Source organism: Leptospira barantonii (genome assembly GCF_002811925.1).
Lineage (GTDB): Bacteria > Spirochaetota > Leptospiria > Leptospirales > Leptospiraceae > Leptospira > Leptospira barantonii.
Window position 1 is genome coordinate 540,658 of the sequence record NZ_NPDS01000002.1, and the last position, 18,975, is coordinate 559,632.

General features: G+C 43.8%; 20 protein-coding genes. All 20 read left to right on the plus strand.

The features are described 5' to 3' along the window. Nucleotides 1-18 precede the first annotated feature (18 nt). Nucleotides 19-864: a glycosyltransferase family 2 protein gene (locus CH367_RS07275; protein WP_100761812.1), complete on the plus strand. Its 846-nt coding sequence runs from the start codon at nt 19-21 to the stop codon at nt 862-864. A gap of 4 nt (nt 865-868) precedes the next feature. Continuing rightward, nucleotides 869-1,696, plus strand: a complete 828-nt coding sequence (locus tag CH367_RS07280; RefSeq protein ID WP_100761813.1) for a hypothetical protein — start codon at nt 869-871, stop codon at nt 1,694-1,696. Between the two features lie 37 nt (nt 1,697-1,733). Beyond that, the gene (locus CH367_RS07285; RefSeq protein ID WP_100761814.1) at nt 1,734-3,515 is read left to right on the plus strand and encodes a glycosyltransferase; all 1,782 of its coding nucleotides are present in this window, start codon (nt 1,734-1,736) and stop codon (nt 3,513-3,515) included. 147 nt (nt 3,516-3,662) lie between these two features. Further along, on the plus strand, nt 3,663-4,223 hold the full coding sequence (gene rfbC / locus CH367_RS07290; protein WP_100761815.1) for a dTDP-4-dehydrorhamnose 3,5-epimerase: 561 nt from the start codon (nt 3,663-3,665) through the stop codon (nt 4,221-4,223). 11 nt (nt 4,224-4,234) lie between these two features. Further along, nucleotides 4,235-5,155, plus strand: a complete 921-nt coding sequence (rfbD, locus tag CH367_RS07295) for a dTDP-4-dehydrorhamnose reductase (RefSeq protein WP_100761816.1) — start codon at nt 4,235-4,237, stop codon at nt 5,153-5,155. Beyond that, complete coding sequence (rfbB, locus tag CH367_RS07300) at nt 5,152-6,201, plus strand: dTDP-glucose 4,6-dehydratase (RefSeq protein ID WP_100761817.1); 1,050 nt, start codon at nt 5,152-5,154, stop codon at nt 6,199-6,201. The genes rfbD and rfbB overlap by 4 nt, the downstream gene beginning before the upstream one ends. Continuing rightward, the gene (gene rfbA / locus CH367_RS07305) at nt 6,202-7,086 is read left to right on the plus strand and encodes a glucose-1-phosphate thymidylyltransferase RfbA (RefSeq protein WP_100761818.1); all 885 of its coding nucleotides are present in this window, start codon (nt 6,202-6,204) and stop codon (nt 7,084-7,086) included. It begins immediately after the preceding gene. Nucleotides 7,087-7,111: 25 nt separating this feature from the next. Then, nucleotides 7,112-8,080, plus strand: a complete 969-nt coding sequence (locus tag CH367_RS07310) for a glycosyltransferase family 2 protein (protein ID WP_100761819.1) — start codon at nt 7,112-7,114, stop codon at nt 8,078-8,080. Nucleotides 8,081-8,085: 5 nt separating this feature from the next. Beyond that, a complete protein-coding gene (locus tag CH367_RS07315) occupies nt 8,086-9,000 on the plus strand; it encodes a glycosyltransferase family 2 protein (RefSeq protein WP_100761820.1) in 915 nt (304 codons plus the stop codon). Nucleotides 9,001-9,043: 43 nt separating this feature from the next. Beyond that, the gene (locus CH367_RS07320; protein WP_100761821.1) at nt 9,044-9,892 is read left to right on the plus strand and encodes a glycosyltransferase; all 849 of its coding nucleotides are present in this window, start codon (nt 9,044-9,046) and stop codon (nt 9,890-9,892) included. Nucleotides 9,893-9,951: 59 nt separating this feature from the next. Continuing rightward, nucleotides 9,952-11,343, plus strand: a complete 1,392-nt coding sequence (locus CH367_RS07325) for a DASS family sodium-coupled anion symporter (protein WP_100761822.1) — start codon at nt 9,952-9,954, stop codon at nt 11,341-11,343. A 38-nt stretch (nt 11,344-11,381) separates the two neighbouring features. Next, on the plus strand, nt 11,382-11,963 hold the full coding sequence (locus CH367_RS07330) for a YdeI/OmpD-associated family protein (RefSeq protein ID WP_100761823.1): 582 nt from the start codon (nt 11,382-11,384) through the stop codon (nt 11,961-11,963). A gap of 47 nt (nt 11,964-12,010) precedes the next feature. Next, entirely contained in the window at nt 12,011-13,234 is a 1,224-nt protein-coding gene (locus CH367_RS07335) for a CapA family protein (protein ID WP_244284496.1), read from the plus strand. A 64-nt stretch (nt 13,235-13,298) separates the two neighbouring features. Continuing rightward, nucleotides 13,299-13,574 carry a 30S ribosomal protein S6 gene (gene rpsF, locus CH367_RS07340; RefSeq protein ID WP_100761825.1) on the plus strand — a complete coding sequence of 92 codons (276 nt, stop codon included), beginning with the start codon at nt 13,299-13,301 and terminating at the stop codon, nt 13,572-13,574. Then, nucleotides 13,567-14,007: a single-stranded DNA-binding protein gene (locus tag CH367_RS07345; protein WP_100761826.1), complete on the plus strand. Its 441-nt coding sequence runs from the start codon at nt 13,567-13,569 to the stop codon at nt 14,005-14,007. The genes rpsF and CH367_RS07345 overlap by 8 nt, the downstream gene beginning before the upstream one ends. A 12-nt stretch (nt 14,008-14,019) precedes the next feature. Next, nucleotides 14,020-14,331 (plus strand): 30S ribosomal protein S18, encoded by a 312-nt coding sequence (rpsR, locus tag CH367_RS07350; RefSeq protein WP_100761827.1) that lies wholly within the window; start codon nt 14,020-14,022, stop codon nt 14,329-14,331. A gap of 9 nt (nt 14,332-14,340) precedes the next feature. Further along, complete coding sequence (gene rplI, locus CH367_RS07355) at nt 14,341-14,790, plus strand: 50S ribosomal protein L9 (protein ID WP_100761828.1); 450 nt, start codon at nt 14,341-14,343, stop codon at nt 14,788-14,790. 17 nt (nt 14,791-14,807) lie between these two features. Beyond that, on the plus strand, nt 14,808-16,136 hold the full coding sequence (dnaB, locus tag CH367_RS07360) for a replicative DNA helicase (protein ID WP_100761829.1): 1,329 nt from the start codon (nt 14,808-14,810) through the stop codon (nt 16,134-16,136). 41 nt (nt 16,137-16,177) lie between these two features. After that, nucleotides 16,178-17,983: an aspartate--tRNA ligase gene (gene aspS, locus CH367_RS07365; protein WP_100761830.1), complete on the plus strand. Its 1,806-nt coding sequence runs from the start codon at nt 16,178-16,180 to the stop codon at nt 17,981-17,983. 109 nt (nt 17,984-18,092) lie between these two features. After that, complete coding sequence (locus tag CH367_RS07370) at nt 18,093-18,974, plus strand: PhoH family protein (protein WP_040913369.1); 882 nt, start codon at nt 18,093-18,095, stop codon at nt 18,972-18,974. Nucleotide 18,975: the final 1 nt, after the last annotated feature.

Below are 18,975 nucleotides of genomic sequence, written 5' to 3' on the forward strand. Positions count from 1 at the left end.
TTAAGATAATCTCAAACCATGACAAAAAAAAAGACGCCGAAAATTTCCATCATCACCATCAACTACAATGATCATTCCGGACTCGAAAAAACGATTCAATCCGTTAGAGGTCAGAGTTTTGAAAACTTCGAACATATCATTATTGATGCGGGTTCCAAAGACGGTAGCGTCGATGTGATCAAAAAATACAAGGACGGAATTTCGCATTGGGTAAGCGAAAAAGACAAGGGTATCTATGACGGGCAGAATAAAGGAATCAAAGCCGCAAAGGGAGAATACTGTCTTTTTCTGAACTCGGGGGATTTTCTCGCGAATTCGAACGTACTTTCGGACGTGTTTTCAAAGAATGATATCGATGCGGATTTTATCTACGGAGATATGTTGATAGAATCCGAGAATGGAAAGGTTGCTTACGGCAAAAGTCCGAAGGAACTGGATCTTTATTTTTTATCCTATGAAGTTTTATGGCATTGCGCTACGTTCATTAGAAGATCATTATTTACTAAATTTGGAATCTACGATCTTTCCTACAAAATCGCGGCCGACGTCGATTTTTTTCTAAAAGCGATCGGAGTGGGCGGGGCGAGTTGGAAATATGTCGGAAAGCCGATCAGTCAATTCAATACGTTCGGTTTTGGATCAAATCCGAAAAATCAAGTGCTCTTGGAAGCGGAACGAAAGAGGATGAGAGAGGAACATCTGTCGCATTCCACGGTAATCCATCTTGAGAAATTTTTTAAAATGAGAAAGGACTATATCATATTCGGTTATTTTTATTTTCCGCAAATTCTTAATTTCTTTCGCAGTATAAGTATTCTTAAAAAACTGAACGGCATCTTCTTTAGATTTGCAAATCGGAAGTAGAACTTTGAAGATTTTAGTTTTTATCAATCATTTCTACGGAAAGAATCCATACTTTGTCGGTCGCTCTTCTCAGATCTCCGAGAAGAATGAAGACGAACGCAAGAAAAAAGCGGAACGTAGGCTCGCCCATATAAAGGCGACGGTGGATTCCCTCAATACCTTGGGTAAAAAAGTGGAAATTAAATTCTGCGGATACCAGGGAAAATCTTTGGTGAAGCTGGACTTCGATTTCGAAAAAGAAATCGATAAACCGACGGATATCATGTACGCGAGTCTTTCTAAAATGGGAGAATTTGCGAATCGTTACGATTATTTTATCAACATAGAAGACGATATTCTTTTATCAAAGGAAACATTCGATCGAATCGTTTCCTTTGATAAGAATTCGAATATCAACGAAATTCTGCATCCGAATCGAATGGAATTGGATGATCATGGCAATTTATTTTGTATCGATTTAAAATGTGTCCCGGGTTGGACATATACTCAAAGAGAATTCGGTGGTAAGGTTTTTAGACAAGCGGTCAATCCTCATTCCGGTCTCGCGATTTTTAGCAAAGAAAAATTGAAATATGCCCTGAAGAATTCAGACTTAAAATCGAAGACAATTGTTCTTTCCAAGGGGATGGAATCCGCATACGCGAGCGTTCATTCCTCTTTTATCTTATGGAGGGCTTACGACGATATCGGCTTTCATTCCGTTTTTCATCAGGATAAATGGGTTCAACCAAAGAAAGATCTTCTTACCTCGATTACTTGGAGAGATTTCGTTCCTTTGATCGTATTGAAATTGCTTAAATATATGTTTCTAACATTTCAACGGAAAGAATAGTTTTCCCCGTAAAAATTAATACCGTAGTAAATTCATTTTGAAACTCATCACACTTCGAATTCTTTTTAAGAAAATTTTTTATTTATTCAGGCAATATCAATACTTCTTCTTTTTATATGCAAAAAGAAGTAAGTTTCAAAAAACTGAATCTTCCTTTAAGCCGCTGATCAGCGTGATCGTTCCCGTTTACAATACCCGGATCGATCATTTGCAAGAGATGGTCATGTCCGTTGAAAAACAGACTTATGCTCATTGGGAATTGATACTTCTGGATGACGCGTCACCCAAGTCGGCGCCCGGAGAATTCTTAAGAAAATTAGAAAAGAAAAATCCGAAAATTCGTTATTCTCGCTCCGAAAAAAACGGAGGCATCAGTATTGCGACTAGTAAGGCCTTGGAATACGCGAAAGGCGAGTATGTCGCTTTTTTGGATCATGACGATCAATTGATGGATAATGCGCTTGGGATCATCGTCGATTCCTTACAAGGCGAGGAATCGAGCCGACCGGAGTTTCTTTATTCCGATGAAATCTACCAATCCAAGACTCGGGGAGTTTTCTCCTTATCAACGAAGCCCGATTTTTCCATCGAGAAATTAATTTCGCACAATTATATCTGTCACTTAGTCGTTGTTTCAAAAAATCTAATACAGAAAATGGGCGGATATCGGGAAGGTTATGACGGAAGTCAGGATCATGAGTTCGCTTTGCGAGCCTGTAGACATACGAATCGAATCCGAAGATTGCCTTTCTATTTATACGAATGGAGGCTTCACCAAGAAAGTTTTTCCAGAACCAAGGCGGCAATCTGTGAAAATAGTTCCAAGAAAGCTATCCGCGAATTTTATGCGGATCGAGCGGAAGATGTAAAAGAAATCGTTTCCGGTCATTATCCGTTCACATATCATCCCGTTCGAAAACTCCATCCGGTTTCTTCGGTTTCGATCGTGGTTTTTGATTCGGAAGGTATATTAAAGAATGATTGTAAAGAAATCTTTGATTTAGTTTCCCTTACTCCCGAGGTAAAATTGGAGATTGTTTTAAGCGCGAGCCGGAACCAGAATCTGGATTACGCAAAAATACGAAACGAAATCCAAACTCGGTTCGCGGAAAGAGTCAATCTTCAAGTCGTTGAAACAAAGAATTTTAACGTTTCTGCAAAAGAAATCAATTCGATCGTAACAAAGACGAACGGTTCTTATCTTTTCTTTTGGAATCCGCTGTTTATGCCTAAGGATAAGAGCTGGCTTTACGAACTCCTGCAACATGGGCAATCAAAGGGAGTGGGTGCAGTAACGCCGATCGTTTTGAACCAAAGGGGTGAACTGATTTATTCTTCCTTGTTGCTCGGTAAAAAAGGATTTATCGGAGTTGCAGGAAATGGACTCAAACTTGCCGAAGCTAAAATTTGGTCCGGAGAATTTTTGGAAAAAAACGTTTCGGCTATCTCGCGAAATTTATTTTTGATCTCTCGAGACACTTGGAACTCTTTAAACGGACTGAACGAATCTTATCAGCAAAATTATTGGGACGTAGATCTATGTTTACGGATTCTTCAAAAGGGATTTCGAATCGTGAGCAATCCTTTTGCGGATTTCACTTCGTCTCGACCTCCGAAAAAATCTTTTCAGGAGTTTGATCCCGCTTCTAAAGTGGGTGCGGCGGATCGTCGACTTTTGATCCGGGAATGGGGCAAGGCTCTATATGAGGATCGATTCTATTCTCCTCATAGCGATTTAGTCGGTTGCGATATGCAACCAAAGAATCTTCTGCATCCCTTGCTCGATGCGTTTTACCGTTGGAGATGGGATCTCGATTGATTTCTTACGATTCCAATTTGGTAAGTCATAGGCGTTGAAAGGATCGAAAATTTTTTGATCGCGGCATTCCCCAAGAGTGATTTTGTGGTTATCTTAGGATTCGATTCGAGTCCGATACGTTTTAATAAAAAGTTGAAGTAGAGATTCATGCAGTTTAAACGATTTCCGATCGACGGTCCCGTGCTTATCGAGCCGAAAGTGTACGGCGACGAACGAGGTTTCTTTTTCGAGTCCTATAAAAAATCCGCATTCGCACAGGAAAATATCCCCACGGATTTTTTCCAAGACAACCATTCACGATCCGCAAAGGGAGTACTTCGAGGAATGCACATGCAACTTCCTCCGTATGAACAAGGTAAACTCGTTCGAGTTGTCAAAGGAAGAGTGATCGACGTAGTCATCGATATTCGAGTTGGGTCTCCGAATTTTGGAAAATGGATTTCGGTCGAATTATCGGAAGAAAATAAGAACATCTTTTGGGTTCCTCCAGGATTCGCGCACGGTTTCATAACTCTGGAAGACAAAACAGATTTCTTATATAAGGTAACGAGCGAATACAATCCGAAGAACGAAGTAGGCATTCGTTGGGACGATCCGGCTCTTGATATTCCTTGGAAAACATGGTTGCCGGACGCGAAGTTTGTCGTTTCCCAAAGAGACGGTGAAACTCCCTTTCTGAAAGATTTTAAAAGTCCTTTCGTATATTAGTATATTTCAATATGATTTATTATACCGGAAAAAACGGCCAAGTCGGCTGGGAATTATCGAAACGTTTTGCTTCTGCAGGAATCGAAGCGATCGGATTCGGCAGGGAAGAATGGCCCCTCGATGACTTGAATACCGTCGAAAAGATTCTCGAGAAAAACCCGAAAGTATTGGTTCACTGCGGAGCTTATACGGCGGTCGATAAAGCGGAATCCGATTCTGAAAATGCGTATAAGATCAATTCCTTAGCGGTTCAAAAAATAGCCGAAGAATGTTTCAAAAGAAAAATTCATCTGATCTATGTTTCAACCGATTTCGTGTTCGACGCGAATTCCGAGACGATCGGAGATACTCTTCGTTTTTGGAAAACGGATTCTTCTCTTTCTCCGAAAGGTGTTTACGGAACATCGAAAGCGGAAGGGGAAGAATGGATTCGAAAAACTTTTTCCGGTTCCCCCGGTGCAAACATAGTGCGTACGAGTTGGGTCTATTCAGCGCACGGAAATAATTTTCCGAAAACCATTCTTCGGTTATTGGGCGATCCGAATCGACCCGAGTTGAAGGTGATCGAAGATCAGTTGGGGCGACCGACTTGGGCTGGAAGACTTGCGGATTTTATAATATTCTTAATTGATGGCGTCTTAAAGGGAGAATCCTTTTCGCAGACGCTTCATTTTTCGAATTCGGGCATCGCGAGTTGGTACGACTTTGCAGTCGCGGTCCGCGACATTTCAAATTCTTCCTCGACGATTAAAAACGTAAAACCGATTCTTCCGATTCCTACCGAAGAATATCCGACTCCGGCACCGAGACCGAGATATTCCGTTTTGGATTTGGGGGAAACTCGGAAACTTTTCGGATCGATTCCCCATTGGAAAGAGGACTTGATTCTCTGTCTGAACGAACTCGTCGAAACCTCTGGAATAAAATTATGAAAAAAATCTTAGTCACGGGAGGAGCCGGTTTTATTGGTTCCAACTTCGTACATCTTTTGTTAAACGACACCAAAGAATACCACGTAATCGTTTTGGATAAACTCACGTATGCGGGAAATCTGAAGAGCCTCAACGTTTGGAAAAACGATCCTCGTTTTACATTCATAAAAGCTGATATTGCTGATAAGGACGAGGTATTTTCCGTATTCAAGGATCATAAGATCGATTACGTGGCTCATTTTGCCGCCGAAAGTCACGTGGATCGTTCCATCTCCGGTCCGGAAGAATTCATAAGAACGAACGTCCTCGGAACTTTTTATCTTTTGGACGCGGCCCGTTTGCAATGGAAGGATTCTTTTGAAGGAAAGAAATTTCTTCACGTTTCCACGGACGAGGTTTTTGGAACGTTAGGCGATACCGGGTTCTTCACCGAGGAAACTCCTTATGCGCCGAATTCTCCATACTCGGCTTCCAAGGCGGGTTCGGATCATATCGTCAGATCCTATTATCACACGTATCACATGCCGGTCATAACTACGAACTGTTCGAATAATTACGGACCTTATCATTTTCCGGAGAAGCTGATTCCGCTTATGATTCTAAACTGTCTTCACGGTAAACCATTGCCGGTTTACGGGGACGGAAAGAATATTAGGGATTGGTTATATGTTAAGGATCATTGCGAGGCTTTAAAAACCGCGTTGTTCGACGGCGCTCCGGGTGAAACCTACAATATAGGAACCCGAAACGAAAAAAGAAACATAGACATCGTCCATGCGATCTGTTCCATCATGGACGAGTTGCATCCGTCCGGAGCTCCCCATTCTAAACTGATCCAGTACGTAAAGGACAGACCAGGACACGATTTCAGATATGCGATCGATCCGAGCAAGATCGAAAAGGAATTGGGATGGAAACCGAAGTCCGATTTCAAAACGGCGATCCGTGAAACGATCCGTTGGTATTTGGATAACGAATCCTGGTGGAAGGAAATTCTCTCCGGTCAATACAAAGAATATTATGAAAGTCAATATGAGAAACGTTGAATGAAATCAAGAAAAGGAATCATACTCGCCGGGGGTTCCGGCACGAGACTTTACCCGGTTACCCATGTCATTTCCAAACAACTTCTTCCGGTATATGATAAACCTATGATATACTATCCGCTGACGACTCTTATGTTGGCGGGTATTCGAGAAATTTTGGTGATCTCGACTCCACAAGCGACTCCTATGTATAAGGAACTTTTGGGAAACGGGAAACAATGGGGAATCGAGATCGAATACGCGGTGCAACCCGATCCAGGCGGATTGGCTCAAGCCTATTTGATCGGTGAGAATTTCGTAAAAGGTCATCCATCCGTTTTGATTTTAGGGGATAATATTTACTTCGGTCACGATCTTTCCGCGTTGTTGGAAGGCGCTTCCGAAAAAGTTTCGGGCTCCACCGTGTTCGCTTATCCGGTTCACGATCCGGAAAGATACGGAGTGGTGGAATTCGATTCTTCAAGACGTGCGATATCCATCGAAGAAAAACCCGTTAAACCGAAATCGAATTACGCGGTGACCGGTTTATATTTTTATGATGAAGAAGTCGTTCAAATCGCGAAGTCCATTCAACCTTCTCCCCGGGGAGAATTGGAAATTACGGACGTCAACAAGGTCTATTTAGAACGAGGAACCTTAAACGTTCAAGTGATGGGCCGAGGTTACGCGTGGCTTGATACCGGAACTCACGAATCTCTTTTAGAGGCTTCCGTCTTTATCGAGACGATCGAAAAAAGACAAGGCCTTAAGGTCGCTTGTCCCGAGGAGATTGCGTTTCGAAAAGGATTTATCACTTCGACTCAATTGGAAGAACTCATCGCGCCCTTGAAGAAAAACGGATACGGACAATATTTGATCAAGGTGCTTCACGAAAAGATCTATTGAGATTGAAGTCGATCGATTCTCCTTCATGCAAAGCTATAATATCATAACCGTAACATACAATTCCGCGCGATACGTTTCGGCTTTGAACGAATCGATGAAGCTTCCTCAGAATTGGAATTGGGTGATATGGGACAACGATTCCAAGGACGAAACTCCGAATTTATTAAAGCGAATTGCGGATAACGAACGTAGGATCGTTTATCTCAATCGAAAAAATCTTGGATTTGCGGAAGGGAACAACGAAGCCGTAAAGATCGCTCCGAAAGCGGATTGGATTTTGTTGATCAATCCGGACTCTCGTTTGGATTCCGACTTTTTTAAAGAATGTGAATCTGTTCTTTCTTCCAAAGGAAAGGATTACTCCGTGTTTTCCTTTTTGATGTTAAAGGAGAATGACGACGCGGTTGTCGACGGGGCGGGGGACATCTATCACGTTTCCGGTGCGGCATGGAGAAGAGGTTATAAACAAATTCTTTCCGAAGAATACCTGAAAGAAGCGGAAATTTTCTCGGCTTGCGGAGGTGCGATGGCGATCCGTACATCCGTGTTCGAAAGTCTGGGCGGATTCGATTCCGATTTCTTTTGTTATATGGAAGACGTGGATCTGAGTTTTCGCGCAAGACTCGCGGGTGAAAAAGTTTTATTCACTCCGAATATAAAAGTCTACCATCACGGTTTTGGTTCGACCAAAGAAAGAAGTTCCTTTTCCCTTTATTACGGACTTCGAAACGCGTTAGTCGTCTATTGGAAGAATATGCCCTTTTTTTACGGGCTGAAATATTTATTTCATCATCTTCTTTTTTTCGGAACGAGTGTTCTCTATCATTCCGTATTTACGAGTCCGAAAATTCTGATCGTCCCCTTCGGTTTTTTAAAGATGTTGCCCGGGCTTGTTTTAAAACGTTTTAGAATGAACCGATCGAAAACGATTTCCTTCTCGAGTCTCGTTGCGTTGATGAACCAAGATTTGTTCTCTCCTTTTCGAAAAAAATAAGATTTATGTCCGAGCGTTTTTCTCCGTTAGCCGTCATTGTAACTTTTAATCCCGATTTTTCCAACACTCTCCGCAATATCCAAAATCTAAATTCGAACGAGGTCTCCGTTTTAATCGTGGACAATCATTCTTCGAATCTTCAGGAAATCAAATCCCACAAACAAAAACAAAATTTCCTTTTGGAAAACGATCGAAATCAAGGTTTGGGCTTCGCACTCAACAGAGGAATCGAATATGCAAAAGAAAATCGATATTCTCACGTTTGGCTTTTCGATCAGGACAGTTTTTTGGAATCGGAATCCATTCGGATCTTTTTGGATGCGGTTCAAAAACACGAAACCGATTCAAATGTTCAATCCAAGGTAGCTTCGTTCGGCCCAAACATATTCGATAAGGTTAAAGATCGCAACATCTACGGTCTTCCTGAGAATGCGACCGGTTTGTCGGACGCGAAATTTTTGATCACCTCCGGAAGTTTCTGCTCCTTGAAAGTATTAAACGAAGTCGGTTGGATTCGTTCGGATTTTTTCATTGATTACTTGGATTACGAATGGTGTTTTCGCGCCAACGATAAGGGTTATGTTCATAAGATCGTAACGGACTCGAAGATGTCTCATTCGATCGGAAACGAATCCAGAAACATATTAGGACTTTTTAAAATAGCGATTCATTCTCCGTTTCGCTGGTATTTTCTTTTTAGAAACGGGATTTCGATGTGCCGCTTGCCCCATGTTCCGGGGAGGTTCAAATTGGAAGTGATTCTGAAATCCGGTTTTCGATTTTCGATTCTTCCATTCTTTTCCAAATCCGTATTCGGAACCTACGCGCACATACTCCACGGGATCTGGGACGGTCTCACTCAAAAAGAATCCTCGTTTTATCGACGTCTTATCGGTTCGCCCGAAAACGGGAATGTCTGAATCGATTTCGGAACCCGCGTAAACTTTTATAAGGAATCGCCTCTTGAAGCTTGGTATCACAGTTTCGATCGTACTCTACAAACCGAATCTTGTCGTTTTTCGAGAGTCCATCGAATCGCTTTTGGACTCAGTCGCTTATCAAATTAAGAATTCCTCATATACCTGCAAATATAAGATCGATATAGTCGACAATTCTCCGTTAAACGACGGAAACGTTTCGAAAATGTTGGACGAGTTTTCCAAAAAAGCCCAACTGAAAAAGAAAGTAGAGTTTCGTTATATTCATCTTCCTGAAAATCCGGGCTATGGGGCCGCGAACAACCGCTCGATTCTGGAATCGACGTCCGATTTTCATCTTGTGCTGAACCCCGACATCAAAATGATTCCTCAAACCTTGGAGTTATGCGTTCGTTATCTAAAGGAACGTTCCGATTGCGACGCGGTGGTTCCTTCCGTTCTGGATTGGGACGCGGACGCGAAGGATGTAACTCGTATGCAATTTTTGATCAAATCGTATCCGACCGTTTTTGTTTTGTTCTTACGTTCTTTTGCTCCCGCGTTTTTTAAAAAGTTTTTTCAAAAGAATTTAAACGCTTACGATTTGATGGAAAGAGATTGGAGCAAAACGCAAGAATCCGTTCCGTTGGTAAGCGGATGTTTTATTTTCGCCAAAACGGATTCCTTACAAAGAATCGGAGGTTTCGACGAAAATTTCTTTTTGTATTTCGAGGACTTCGATCTTTCCATGCGTTTGAATCGGAAGGATTATTTTCCGAAGGTGAAAATCTTTCATAAGGGCGGGAACTCCTCCAAGAAAGGATTTTTACATGTAAGGCTTTTCGTAACGTCCGCATTTCGTTTTTTTATGAAATTCGGCTGGAAATTGTATTAAGTTTTTTAAATTTAGAAAATTCTACTTTGCGAATGCGAAATTAAACGGAAATCGAAACGATGCGTAATTTGATCTTGATTTTATGGGTTTCTCTTTTTATCGGAGTTCTATTTTTTCTTCAGATCCATTTTGCGACTCCTGCGGGCGTTGCGATCATGATTTGTATTTTCGCGTTCGCGGGAATTTTTTGGGTTACCGAGCCGATCCCCGGTTATGCGACTTCGATTCTGGTGATCTTTTTCGAGATTCTATTCTTTGCAAACCCGATGGGAATCAAAGAGCTTTCTTTTACAACGGGCAAAAATCCGGCTCCTTCCGTTTTTCTATCCTCTTTTGCGGATTCATCCATCGTTCTGTTTTTGGGCGGTTTCGTATTAGCAAAAGCCTGCGTTAAAACGGGACTCGATCGTTTTCTCGCAAACAGAATCATTCGTAAGTTCGGCGTTAAAAGTCATCAGGTGCTTCTCGGTTTTATGTTTACCACCGGATTTATTTCGATGTGGATGAGCAATACCGCGACGACTTCGATGATGATCGCGTTATCTTTTCCTTTGTTTCAAATTCTTCCCGAAAAAGAACCGTTCCGCAAAGCTCTTCTTTTGGGAATTCCTTTCGCGGCCAACATCGGAGGAGTGGGGACTCCGATCGGTTCTCCGCCGAACATCATTGCGATGGGAATCTTAAAACAACAAGGAGTTCAAGTTTCGTTCGGAACTTGGATGCTTTTTGCGGTTCCTCTTGTTGTCGTATTGATATTTTTTGCCTGGTTTCTTCTTTTGAAGTTGTTTCCCGAGAATGGCTCTTTGGATCTTATCGTTGAATTTCAGGAACCGGAAGGTGGAACCAAGTCTTTTGCGTTTCGGACTACCTCTGTGATTTTTTTAGGAACGGTCGCTCTTTGGTTTACCGAAAATCTGCACGGAATTCCGGCCGGGGTGATCGCACTTTTGCCTTTGATTCTTTTTCCCGCGTTCGGAATCTTAAATGAAAAGGACATCAATTCTTTGGAATGGTCCGTTCTACTTTTGATCGCCGGCGGGATCGCGATCGGTATCGGTCTTCAACAAAGCGGTATGAGCGTTTGGTTTTCGGATGTTCTAAAACCTATTACGAAACCTGAATATGCGGTAAGCGTGTTGTTCTTGCTCTGTATTCTGGCGCTTCTGCTGAGTACGTTTATGTCGAACACGGCGGCTACCAACCTTCTGGTTCCCTTTGCGTTTCCACTTTCCGCCATCATTCTTCCCGGATCGGAAGCGTATCTTCTGGAAATCTGTCTCGGGATCGCGCTTTCCGCTTCCTTGGCGATGTCTTTGCCGGTGAGTACACCTCCCAACGCGATCGCCTACGCGGTAGGCGGGTTTGAAATCAAGGACATGATTCGTGCGGGACTACCCGTGGGAATTTTCGGTCTTGTGTTGACCCTAGTCGCTTACTTTACGTTTTTATAATTTTCTTTCGGTTCTTGTTTTCCGATTAGGCGTATTTCATGGAAGAATTTTTAAACGAAGTCCCGATTCTTTTTTTCAAAGATACGAAAGAATGGACCGCTTGGCTTAAGAAAAATCATAAATCGGATTCTCCGATCTGGATGAAACTTTCCAAAAAAGAATCCGGAGTAGTTTCGATTTCGTATGCCGAGGCTTTGGAAGTCGCGCTTTGTTACGGTTGGATCGACAGCCAAAAACAAAAATACGACGAAACTTTTTGGCTTCAAAGATTCTCCGTTCGAGGACCGAAGAGCATCTGGTCCAAGATCAATCGCGAGAAAGCGATAGAACTCATCGCGTCGAAACGAATGCAAACCGCCGGACTCAAGGCGATCGAATCCGCAAAATCGGACGGACGTTGGGACAACGCGTATGCTTCCCCGAGTAAAATGGAAGTTCCGAAAGAGTTTCAAAAACTTTTGAAACAAAACCCGAGCGCATTGAAATTTTTCGAATCATTAAATTCCGCGAACCGTTACGCGATTCTATTCCGAATTCATAATGCAAAGAAGGAAGAAACGAAAGTAAAACGTATGAAGGAATTTTTGGAAATGCTCAAGAAGAAGGAAACGCTTCACTGAAAGGTTCTTAAAATTCCCGAAAAAATATCTTTCCAACGTCGAACGAGATGGATACATTACCCACAGTGTCCTTTCGCAGTTTCAAATTTTTTATAGCGTATTCTTTCGCGTTCTTATTTCTTTCCTGCCTTCCCGAATTCCTTAAAAATTCCACATCGGAAAACTCCGAGACCGATTCTCCATCGGCTCTCACAATCCTTCAAGACAAGATAGACGCGGTTCTTCACCCCGAACACAATCACGATCCCGAGCTTCTCAAGATTCTAGCGGGCGGGGACGTCATGTTCAACTGGGGAATCCGCGACACGATTCAAAAACACGGCGAGATCGCTCCCGTGGAAGGTCTGAAATCGCTTTTCGGCGAAGTGGACTTTCGAATGGTCAATCTGGAAACTCCGGTTGTCGCTTCCAAAACGGAAGAATCCAAAAAAGCGTATATCTTCACCGCTCACGAGAAGGACTTGGATTCGCTTAAGTTTTTGGGCGTGGACATGGTGTTTCTCGGAAACAATCATTCCTTCGATCACGGCCCGAACGGGATGGTCGAGACCCTTAACATATTAAAAAAAAATAATATTCTAAACGTGGGCGCCGGGAAAAAACTCCCCGACGTTCTCGATCCTCTTCAGCTCAGTTTAAAAGGTTCCGATCTTAGAATCCATTCCGTCACCGCGATCGCGGAACAAGCACACTACGCGACTCCTTTGAAATCGGGGGTGGCTCCTTTTTTACTTCCTTCTCTTCAAGCATCCTTTTTTGAAAGACGTCCTCCGATGCGTCGAGGTGTTCCTTATTCTCCTCCGGTTCGTATCGTTTCCTTGCATTGGGGAGTGGAATATTCTCCGTTTCCTACGCCCGATCAGAGAAAGATCGCGCGCGCCTTGATCGATTCCGGGGTGAAGATCGTGATCGGTCATCATCCTCATATTCCGCAGGGAATCGAATTGTATCGGGGAGGGGTGATTCTCTATTCTTTGGGGAATTTGATTTTCGGAAGTAGGAACTCCTACCTCAATCACAATCTAATCGCGATTCTTCACATCCGAAAGAACGTTCTGGAAACCGTAGAGCTCGTCCCGATTTTCGGGAAATTTCAAAAAGAGGACCACAAAATCCGACCCGTTCAAGGCAAGGAAGCGAAGGAGTTCCTACACGAGATCGCGGTTTTATCCTCGGAGTTAGGAACCAAACTTAGAGTCGAGGAAGAAAGGGCCTTTCTCGATCTTCCGACAAATTCCACCTTGACCCCTGCCTCTAAACGCAAAAGATAGGCATATTATCGGTTCTTCTGCTCGTCGCATACCGCAGGCGGGCTACAACCATAGGGGAAACTTTTTGAGAAACTACGAACTCACCACCATCACACGTGTGAGCGCGCGGGAATCTGCAAAGTCCGAAATTCAGGATACTTTGAAGAAATTTTCCGTGAGCGTCACCTCCGACGAAGACTGGGGCCAAAGAAAACTCTGGCACCCGATCAAACACGAAGAGCAGGGAATCTTCCACCACTACAAGTGTAGCGCCGATCCAGGTGCCATTGAAAAAGTGGAAAAGGAATTCTTAATCAACCAGAGCATTTTACGTTCCATGGTTGTGCGCCTCGATGGCTAATGATATCAACAGAGTGACTCTGGTCGGCCGCTTAACGCGGGACCCCGAGTTCAAATCGATCAATGGGACTTCTCTCGTTAACTTCTCCTTGGCCAACGGCCGGACCTATGTGTCTAACGGAGAAAAGAGGGAAGAATCTCATTTCTTCGATTGTGAAGTTTGGGGAAAACCGGCTGATATCATTCAACAATACTGCAAAAAAGGAAAGCAGATTGCCATTGAAGGAAGACTGAAGCAGGACACTTGGGAAACTCCAGAAGGTAAGAAAGCTTCTCGTATCCGTATCGTTGTTGAAAACTTTCAACTTCTCGGATCCAGAGACGACGGTTCTTCCTCTCCAAGAGAATCCTCTTCTTCCGGAGGAAATTCGTATCCATCCTCTCCGGAATACTACAGCCCTGCACCGGATGGTGACGACGACATACCGTTTTAATGAGGTACACTTATGAGTGAAAACGAAATCAAAGAAGAACGTTCCGAAAGACCGGAACAGAGCGAAGCTTCTTCCGAAATGGAAGGAAAGCCGCAAAGAAAACAGAATAAATACAAGAAGAAAGTCTGCCGTTTTACTGCGGATCCAGAACTTGCGAAACAAATCAATTACAAGAACATCGAGCTTTTGGAAAGATTCATCACTAACCGCGGTAAAATCATTCCAAGAAGAATTACGGGAACCAGCGCTCGTTATCAAAGAGTTCTCGCTCGTGAAATCCGCAAAGCAAGAAGCATCGGTCTTCTTCCTTACAAGGTGAACTGAGGTACGAACATGAGAGTGATCTTACAAAAAGACGTTATCAATCTCGGCGACGCGGGAGATCTTAGAGAAGTAACCGACGGTTACGCAAGAAATTTCCTGTTCCCGAAAAGACTCGCGGTTCGCGCAAACGACGGAAACACAAAAGCCGCTCTTCACCAAAAGAAACTTGGCGAACTGAAAAGAGAAAAACGCAAGAAGGCGATGGAAGGTGTTTCAGCAAGTCTCAACGGTAAAGAATATGATGTTCTCGTTAAAACCGGCGGCGGAGACAAACTTTTCGGAGCCGTTACTCCTATGGACGTAGCTTCTATTCTTAAAAAGAACGGAATCGAACTCGATAAAAGAAAAATCGAGATCGCTGAGCCTATCCGCAATCTGGGATCTTACAAGATCAAAATTCGTCTTGCAGACGGAATCCAGCCTGTGATTACGCTCAACGTTAAAAAAGAAGAAGAATAATTCTTCTTTAGGGGACCATGCAGTCCGACTCCTTATACGAACCGGAATCCGAAAGAGCCTTTTTAGGATTCCTGCTTCTTAAGGGGGCGGACAATCTCATAGATGTTCCCATCGATCCCGAAGACTTTTATGTGGATCTCCACAGAAGAGTCTATAAGGCGATCGCCGACCTTGTGGACAAACGGATCACGATCGATCCCGTTTCCGTCCTGAACTTTCTCAAGGAAAATTCCCTTCTTAAAGACGAAGAAAAAGAATTCAATTATATCTATTCTCTTTATAGAGACACCGTAGTCACACAACCTCTTGCGTACTACGCGACTCGGATCAAACGTTTTTCGGAAAGAAGAATGTATGCGAAGATCCTCCAAGATTCCTTGGAGTTGATCCGCAAAGAACCGGGCGACAACGAATCCGTATTCAACACGGTAGAAAAAAATCTCACCGAAATTTCACGAAGTATAGACGCAAAAGGTCTGCTTCCGGTTTCCTCGGACAAGGTAGCTCTTTCCGATTACATCATGGAGATCATGAAGAATCGGGGACAGATCACCGGTCTTCGTACGAACTTCACCAAACTCGACGAAGCGACCTCCGGTTTGAAGGAGCACGAGTTGATGATTCTCGCGGCCCGTCCCGGTAACGGTAAGACTACGTTCGCACTCAACATCGCGTCTAACGTGGCGCTCATTTACAACCAACCGGTTGTCATCTTCTCGCTCGAGATGAGCCGGATAGAACTTCTTCTCAAGATGGTCTGCGCCGATTCTCAAGTGGAATCGATGAAACTCAAAAAATCCGAACTCACTCGTTCCGACGCTCCCAAACTTTTGGAATCCATCGTTCGTGTGACCTCGGCTCCGATCTACATTGACGACTCGGGTGGTTTGACGATCGACGACTTTAAGGGACGGGTTCGTAAACTTCTCACTACCGAAAAAATCGGACTGATCGTCGTGGATTACTTACAGCTCATGAGCGATCCGAAGAACAAGGAAGGCGGTCGTCAACAAGAGGTCGCTTCGATTTCCCGTTCCCTCAAACAGATGGCGAAGGAAGCGAAATGTCCGATCATCGCTCTTTCTCAGATGTCTCGGGCGGTGGAACAAAGATCCAAGGATCAAAAACCTCAGCTTTCCGACCTTCGGGAATCGGGTGCGATCGAGCAGGATGCCGACATCGTCTCGTTCATCTATCGAGAGGAGAAGGTAAAAGCCGAAGAAGAGATCAGTCCGGAGATGAGAGGAAAGGCCGAGATCATCATCGCAAAAAACCGTTCCGGTCCTATCGGTTCTTTTCATCTTGCCTTTAGGCCCGAGCTTAGCAGATTTGATAATATAGATTAATTTACGGACCGCGTGAAGGTCTCAATAGGAAACGGAAATCATTGAAACAGTGGATTCAGGAAAGTTATAAACAGCGCTCTTGGGCCGGAGAATTAAACGAATCCCAAGAAGGTAAAAAGATCGTTCTTTACGGTTGGTCGTTTCGTTTTAGAGATCAGGGTGGTGTGATTTTTATCGATCTTCGCGATAGAACCGGAATCATTCAGGTTGTCGCACGCAAGGAACTTCTCGGAGATTCTTTTACGCTTGCCGAGAAGGTTCGTTCCGAATACGTTCTCGCGGTCACTGGAACTCTCAAAAAACGCGACGCCGAATCCATCAACCCGAGAATGCAAACCGGAACCATCGAAGTGGTTCTGGATCAATTAGAAATTTTGAATGCGGCTAAAACCCCTCCGTTCTCCTTGGACGAGTTCGACGACGTTTCCGAAGAACTCAGATTGAAATACCGTTATCTGGATTTCAGAAGAGAAGAACTGAAGAATCGGATGATCAAAAGACACGAATTCATATTCGCAATTCGTAATTATCTCAACAAACGTAAGTTCGTCGAAATCGAAACTCCGATCCTGAACAAATCCACTCCGGAAGGTGCGAGAGACTTTTTGGTTCCTTCCCGTTTGAATCCGAACGAGTTTTATGCGCTTCCACAATCTCCTCAGATCTTCAAACAGATTTTGATGGTGGGTGGAATGGAACGATATTTCCAAATCGTAAAATGTTTTCGAGACGAGGACTTACGCGCGGACAGACAACCCGAGTTCACTCAGCTCGATATGGAATTTTCATTCGTAAGCCAAGAGGAAATTCTCGCGGAGATCGAGGGACTCGTCGCGTCGATCTATAAAGAAGTTTTTAACATTCAATTGACCGTTCCTTTTCCGAGAATGACTTATAAAACCGCTATGGAAGAATACGGTTCGGATAAACCGGATCTTCGTTTCGGTATGAAACTAGTGGACGTTTCCGAAATCGTAAAAGACTGCGACTTCAACGTATTCTCGGGCGCCGTGAAAAGCGGCGGAACCGTAAAGGTGGTTTGTGTTCCGGGCGGCTCCGTCATCTCCAGAAAAGAGATCGAAGATTATACGGCTTGGCTGAATCGCGACTACAAAGCAAAGGGCCTTGCTTATATGAAACACGGGGCTCAAGGTCTCGAATCCACGATCACAAAACGTTTTAAACAAGAAGAACTCGACGCGATCTCCAAAGCATGTAATTCGAAAGAAGGGGACATGTTGTTCTTCGGCGCGGACGAAAAGGAAATCGTCAATCACTCGTTAGGCGCTCTTCGTTTGAAACTTTCGGAACGTTTTGAAACTCCGAAGGAAGGGGAGAATAACATCACTTGGATCGTGGACTTTCCTATGTTCGAGTGGAACAAGGACCACAAACGTTGGGACGCGTTGCATCACCCGTTCACTTCACCGTCCGACGATAGCATTCCGTATTTTGAATCTATGGAAACCCTGCAGAAGAACGCGGGCAACGCGACCGCCAAAGCGTACGACCTCGTTATGAACGGAGTCGAAATCGGCGGAGGTTCCATTAGAATTCATTCCCGAGACATTCAGAATCAAGTGTTTAAGGTTCTCGGTATCGAAGAGGAAGAAGCGAAGGAAAAATTCGGATTCTTATTGGAAGCCCTCGAATACGGAGCTCCACCTCACGGAGGTTTGGCGTTCGGTATCGACCGTATGCTGATGCTCCTCACCGGAGGAAAATCGATCCGAGACGTGATCGCTTTCCCGAAAACTCAAAAGGGTCTTTGTCTCATGAGCGAATGTCCTTCTCCCGTTGAAGAAAAACAGCTTCAAGAGTTGAAGATCAAACTGGTAAAGGTATAAACTTATTTCCACGCGCAAAGAACAGTTCAACTTCGAGAATCAGGATCTTTATCGTAAGATCTGCGGGATCAACGACGACGGTGTGAAAATTCTCGAGAAACAACTCGAGATGGACATCATCCCGAGGGGAAACGGTTTTCAGATCGAGGGCGAATCCGCGAAAGTGGATTTCGCTTTGGATTTTTTTAAAAAACTCGAAGCGAACTATCGCGAAAGACCGGACAGGGACTTTACAGATTCATTCGATTTTGCTTATATTCTAAAAGACGCAGGTAAGGAGCTTCGCAAAAAAAAGGTATGGGAAACCGAAACCGATCGGGCCATGCCTTGGAAACCGAGCGAAAAAATTCTCACCACATACCGAGGAAAACATATCTATCCTCGTACTCGTAATCAGGAAACGTATTTCCATTCTTTTCAAGACAACTTGATCACGTTCGCGCTTGGTCCTGCGGGAACCGGTAAAACGTTTTTATCCGTAGCGACCGCATGTAGATTTTTACAGGCGGGAACGATCGACAAGATCATTCTTACAAGACCGGCCGTCGAAGCGGGGGAGAATCTCGGATTTTTACCGGGTGATCTCAACCAAAAGGTGGACCCTTATTTACGTCCCGTTTACGACGCTCTCAACGAATGTATCGGGCCTGAAAAAACCCAAGAATACATCGCACTTACGAAGATCGAAATCGCTCCAGTCGCGTTTATGCGCGGACGAACTCTTTCGAATGCCTTTATTATATTGGACGAGGCGCAGAACTGCACTCTCGCCCAACTCAAAATGATTATGACTCGTTTGGGAAGATCTTCCCGTATGTGTATTTCGGGCGACTCGACTCAGATCGACTTGGATCACGGTCGTTCTGGACTCGAAAAAGTGGTGACTTTATTCAAAAACACGGATCAAATCGGAATGGTGTTTTTTGGGAAAGAAGATATTACCAGACATCCGCTCGTTGAAGTAATCGTTCGTAAATTCGAGGAGTTGTAAT

Bases quoted from the DNA above. Each gene is read 5' to 3' on its own strand.
- CH367_RS07275 (WP_100761812.1), top strand. From the start codon at position 19: ATGACAAAAAAAAAGACGCCGAAAATTTCCATCATCACCATCAACTAC.
- rfbC (WP_100761815.1), top strand. From the start codon at position 3,663: ATGCAGTTTAAACGATTTCCGATCGACGGTCCCGTGCTTATCGAGCCG.
- rfbD (WP_100761816.1), top strand. From the start codon at position 4,235: ATGATTTATTATACCGGAAAAAACGGCCAAGTCGGCTGGGAATTATCG.
- rfbB (WP_100761817.1), top strand. From the start codon at position 5,152: ATGAAAAAAATCTTAGTCACGGGAGGAGCCGGTTTTATTGGTTCCAAC.
- rfbA (WP_100761818.1), top strand. From the start codon at position 6,202: ATGAAATCAAGAAAAGGAATCATACTCGCCGGGGGTTCCGGCACGAGA.
- CH367_RS07310 (WP_100761819.1), top strand. From the start codon at position 7,112: ATGCAAAGCTATAATATCATAACCGTAACATACAATTCCGCGCGATAC.
- CH367_RS07315 (WP_100761820.1), top strand. From the start codon at position 8,086: ATGTCCGAGCGTTTTTCTCCGTTAGCCGTCATTGTAACTTTTAATCCC.
- CH367_RS07325 (WP_100761822.1), top strand. From the start codon at position 9,952: ATGCGTAATTTGATCTTGATTTTATGGGTTTCTCTTTTTATCGGAGTT.
- CH367_RS07330 (WP_100761823.1), top strand. From the start codon at position 11,382: ATGGAAGAATTTTTAAACGAAGTCCCGATTCTTTTTTTCAAAGATACG.
- CH367_RS07335 (WP_244284496.1), top strand. From the start codon at position 12,011: ATGGATACATTACCCACAGTGTCCTTTCGCAGTTTCAAATTTTTTATA.
- CH367_RS07345 (WP_100761826.1), top strand. From the start codon at position 13,567: ATGGCTAATGATATCAACAGAGTGACTCTGGTCGGCCGCTTAACGCGG.
- rpsR (WP_100761827.1), top strand. From the start codon at position 14,020: ATGAGTGAAAACGAAATCAAAGAAGAACGTTCCGAAAGACCGGAACAG.
- rplI (WP_100761828.1), top strand. From the start codon at position 14,341: ATGAGAGTGATCTTACAAAAAGACGTTATCAATCTCGGCGACGCGGGA.
- dnaB (WP_100761829.1), top strand. From the start codon at position 14,808: ATGCAGTCCGACTCCTTATACGAACCGGAATCCGAAAGAGCCTTTTTA.
- CH367_RS07370 (WP_040913369.1), top strand. From the start codon at position 18,093: ATGGACATCATCCCGAGGGGAAACGGTTTTCAGATCGAGGGCGAATCC.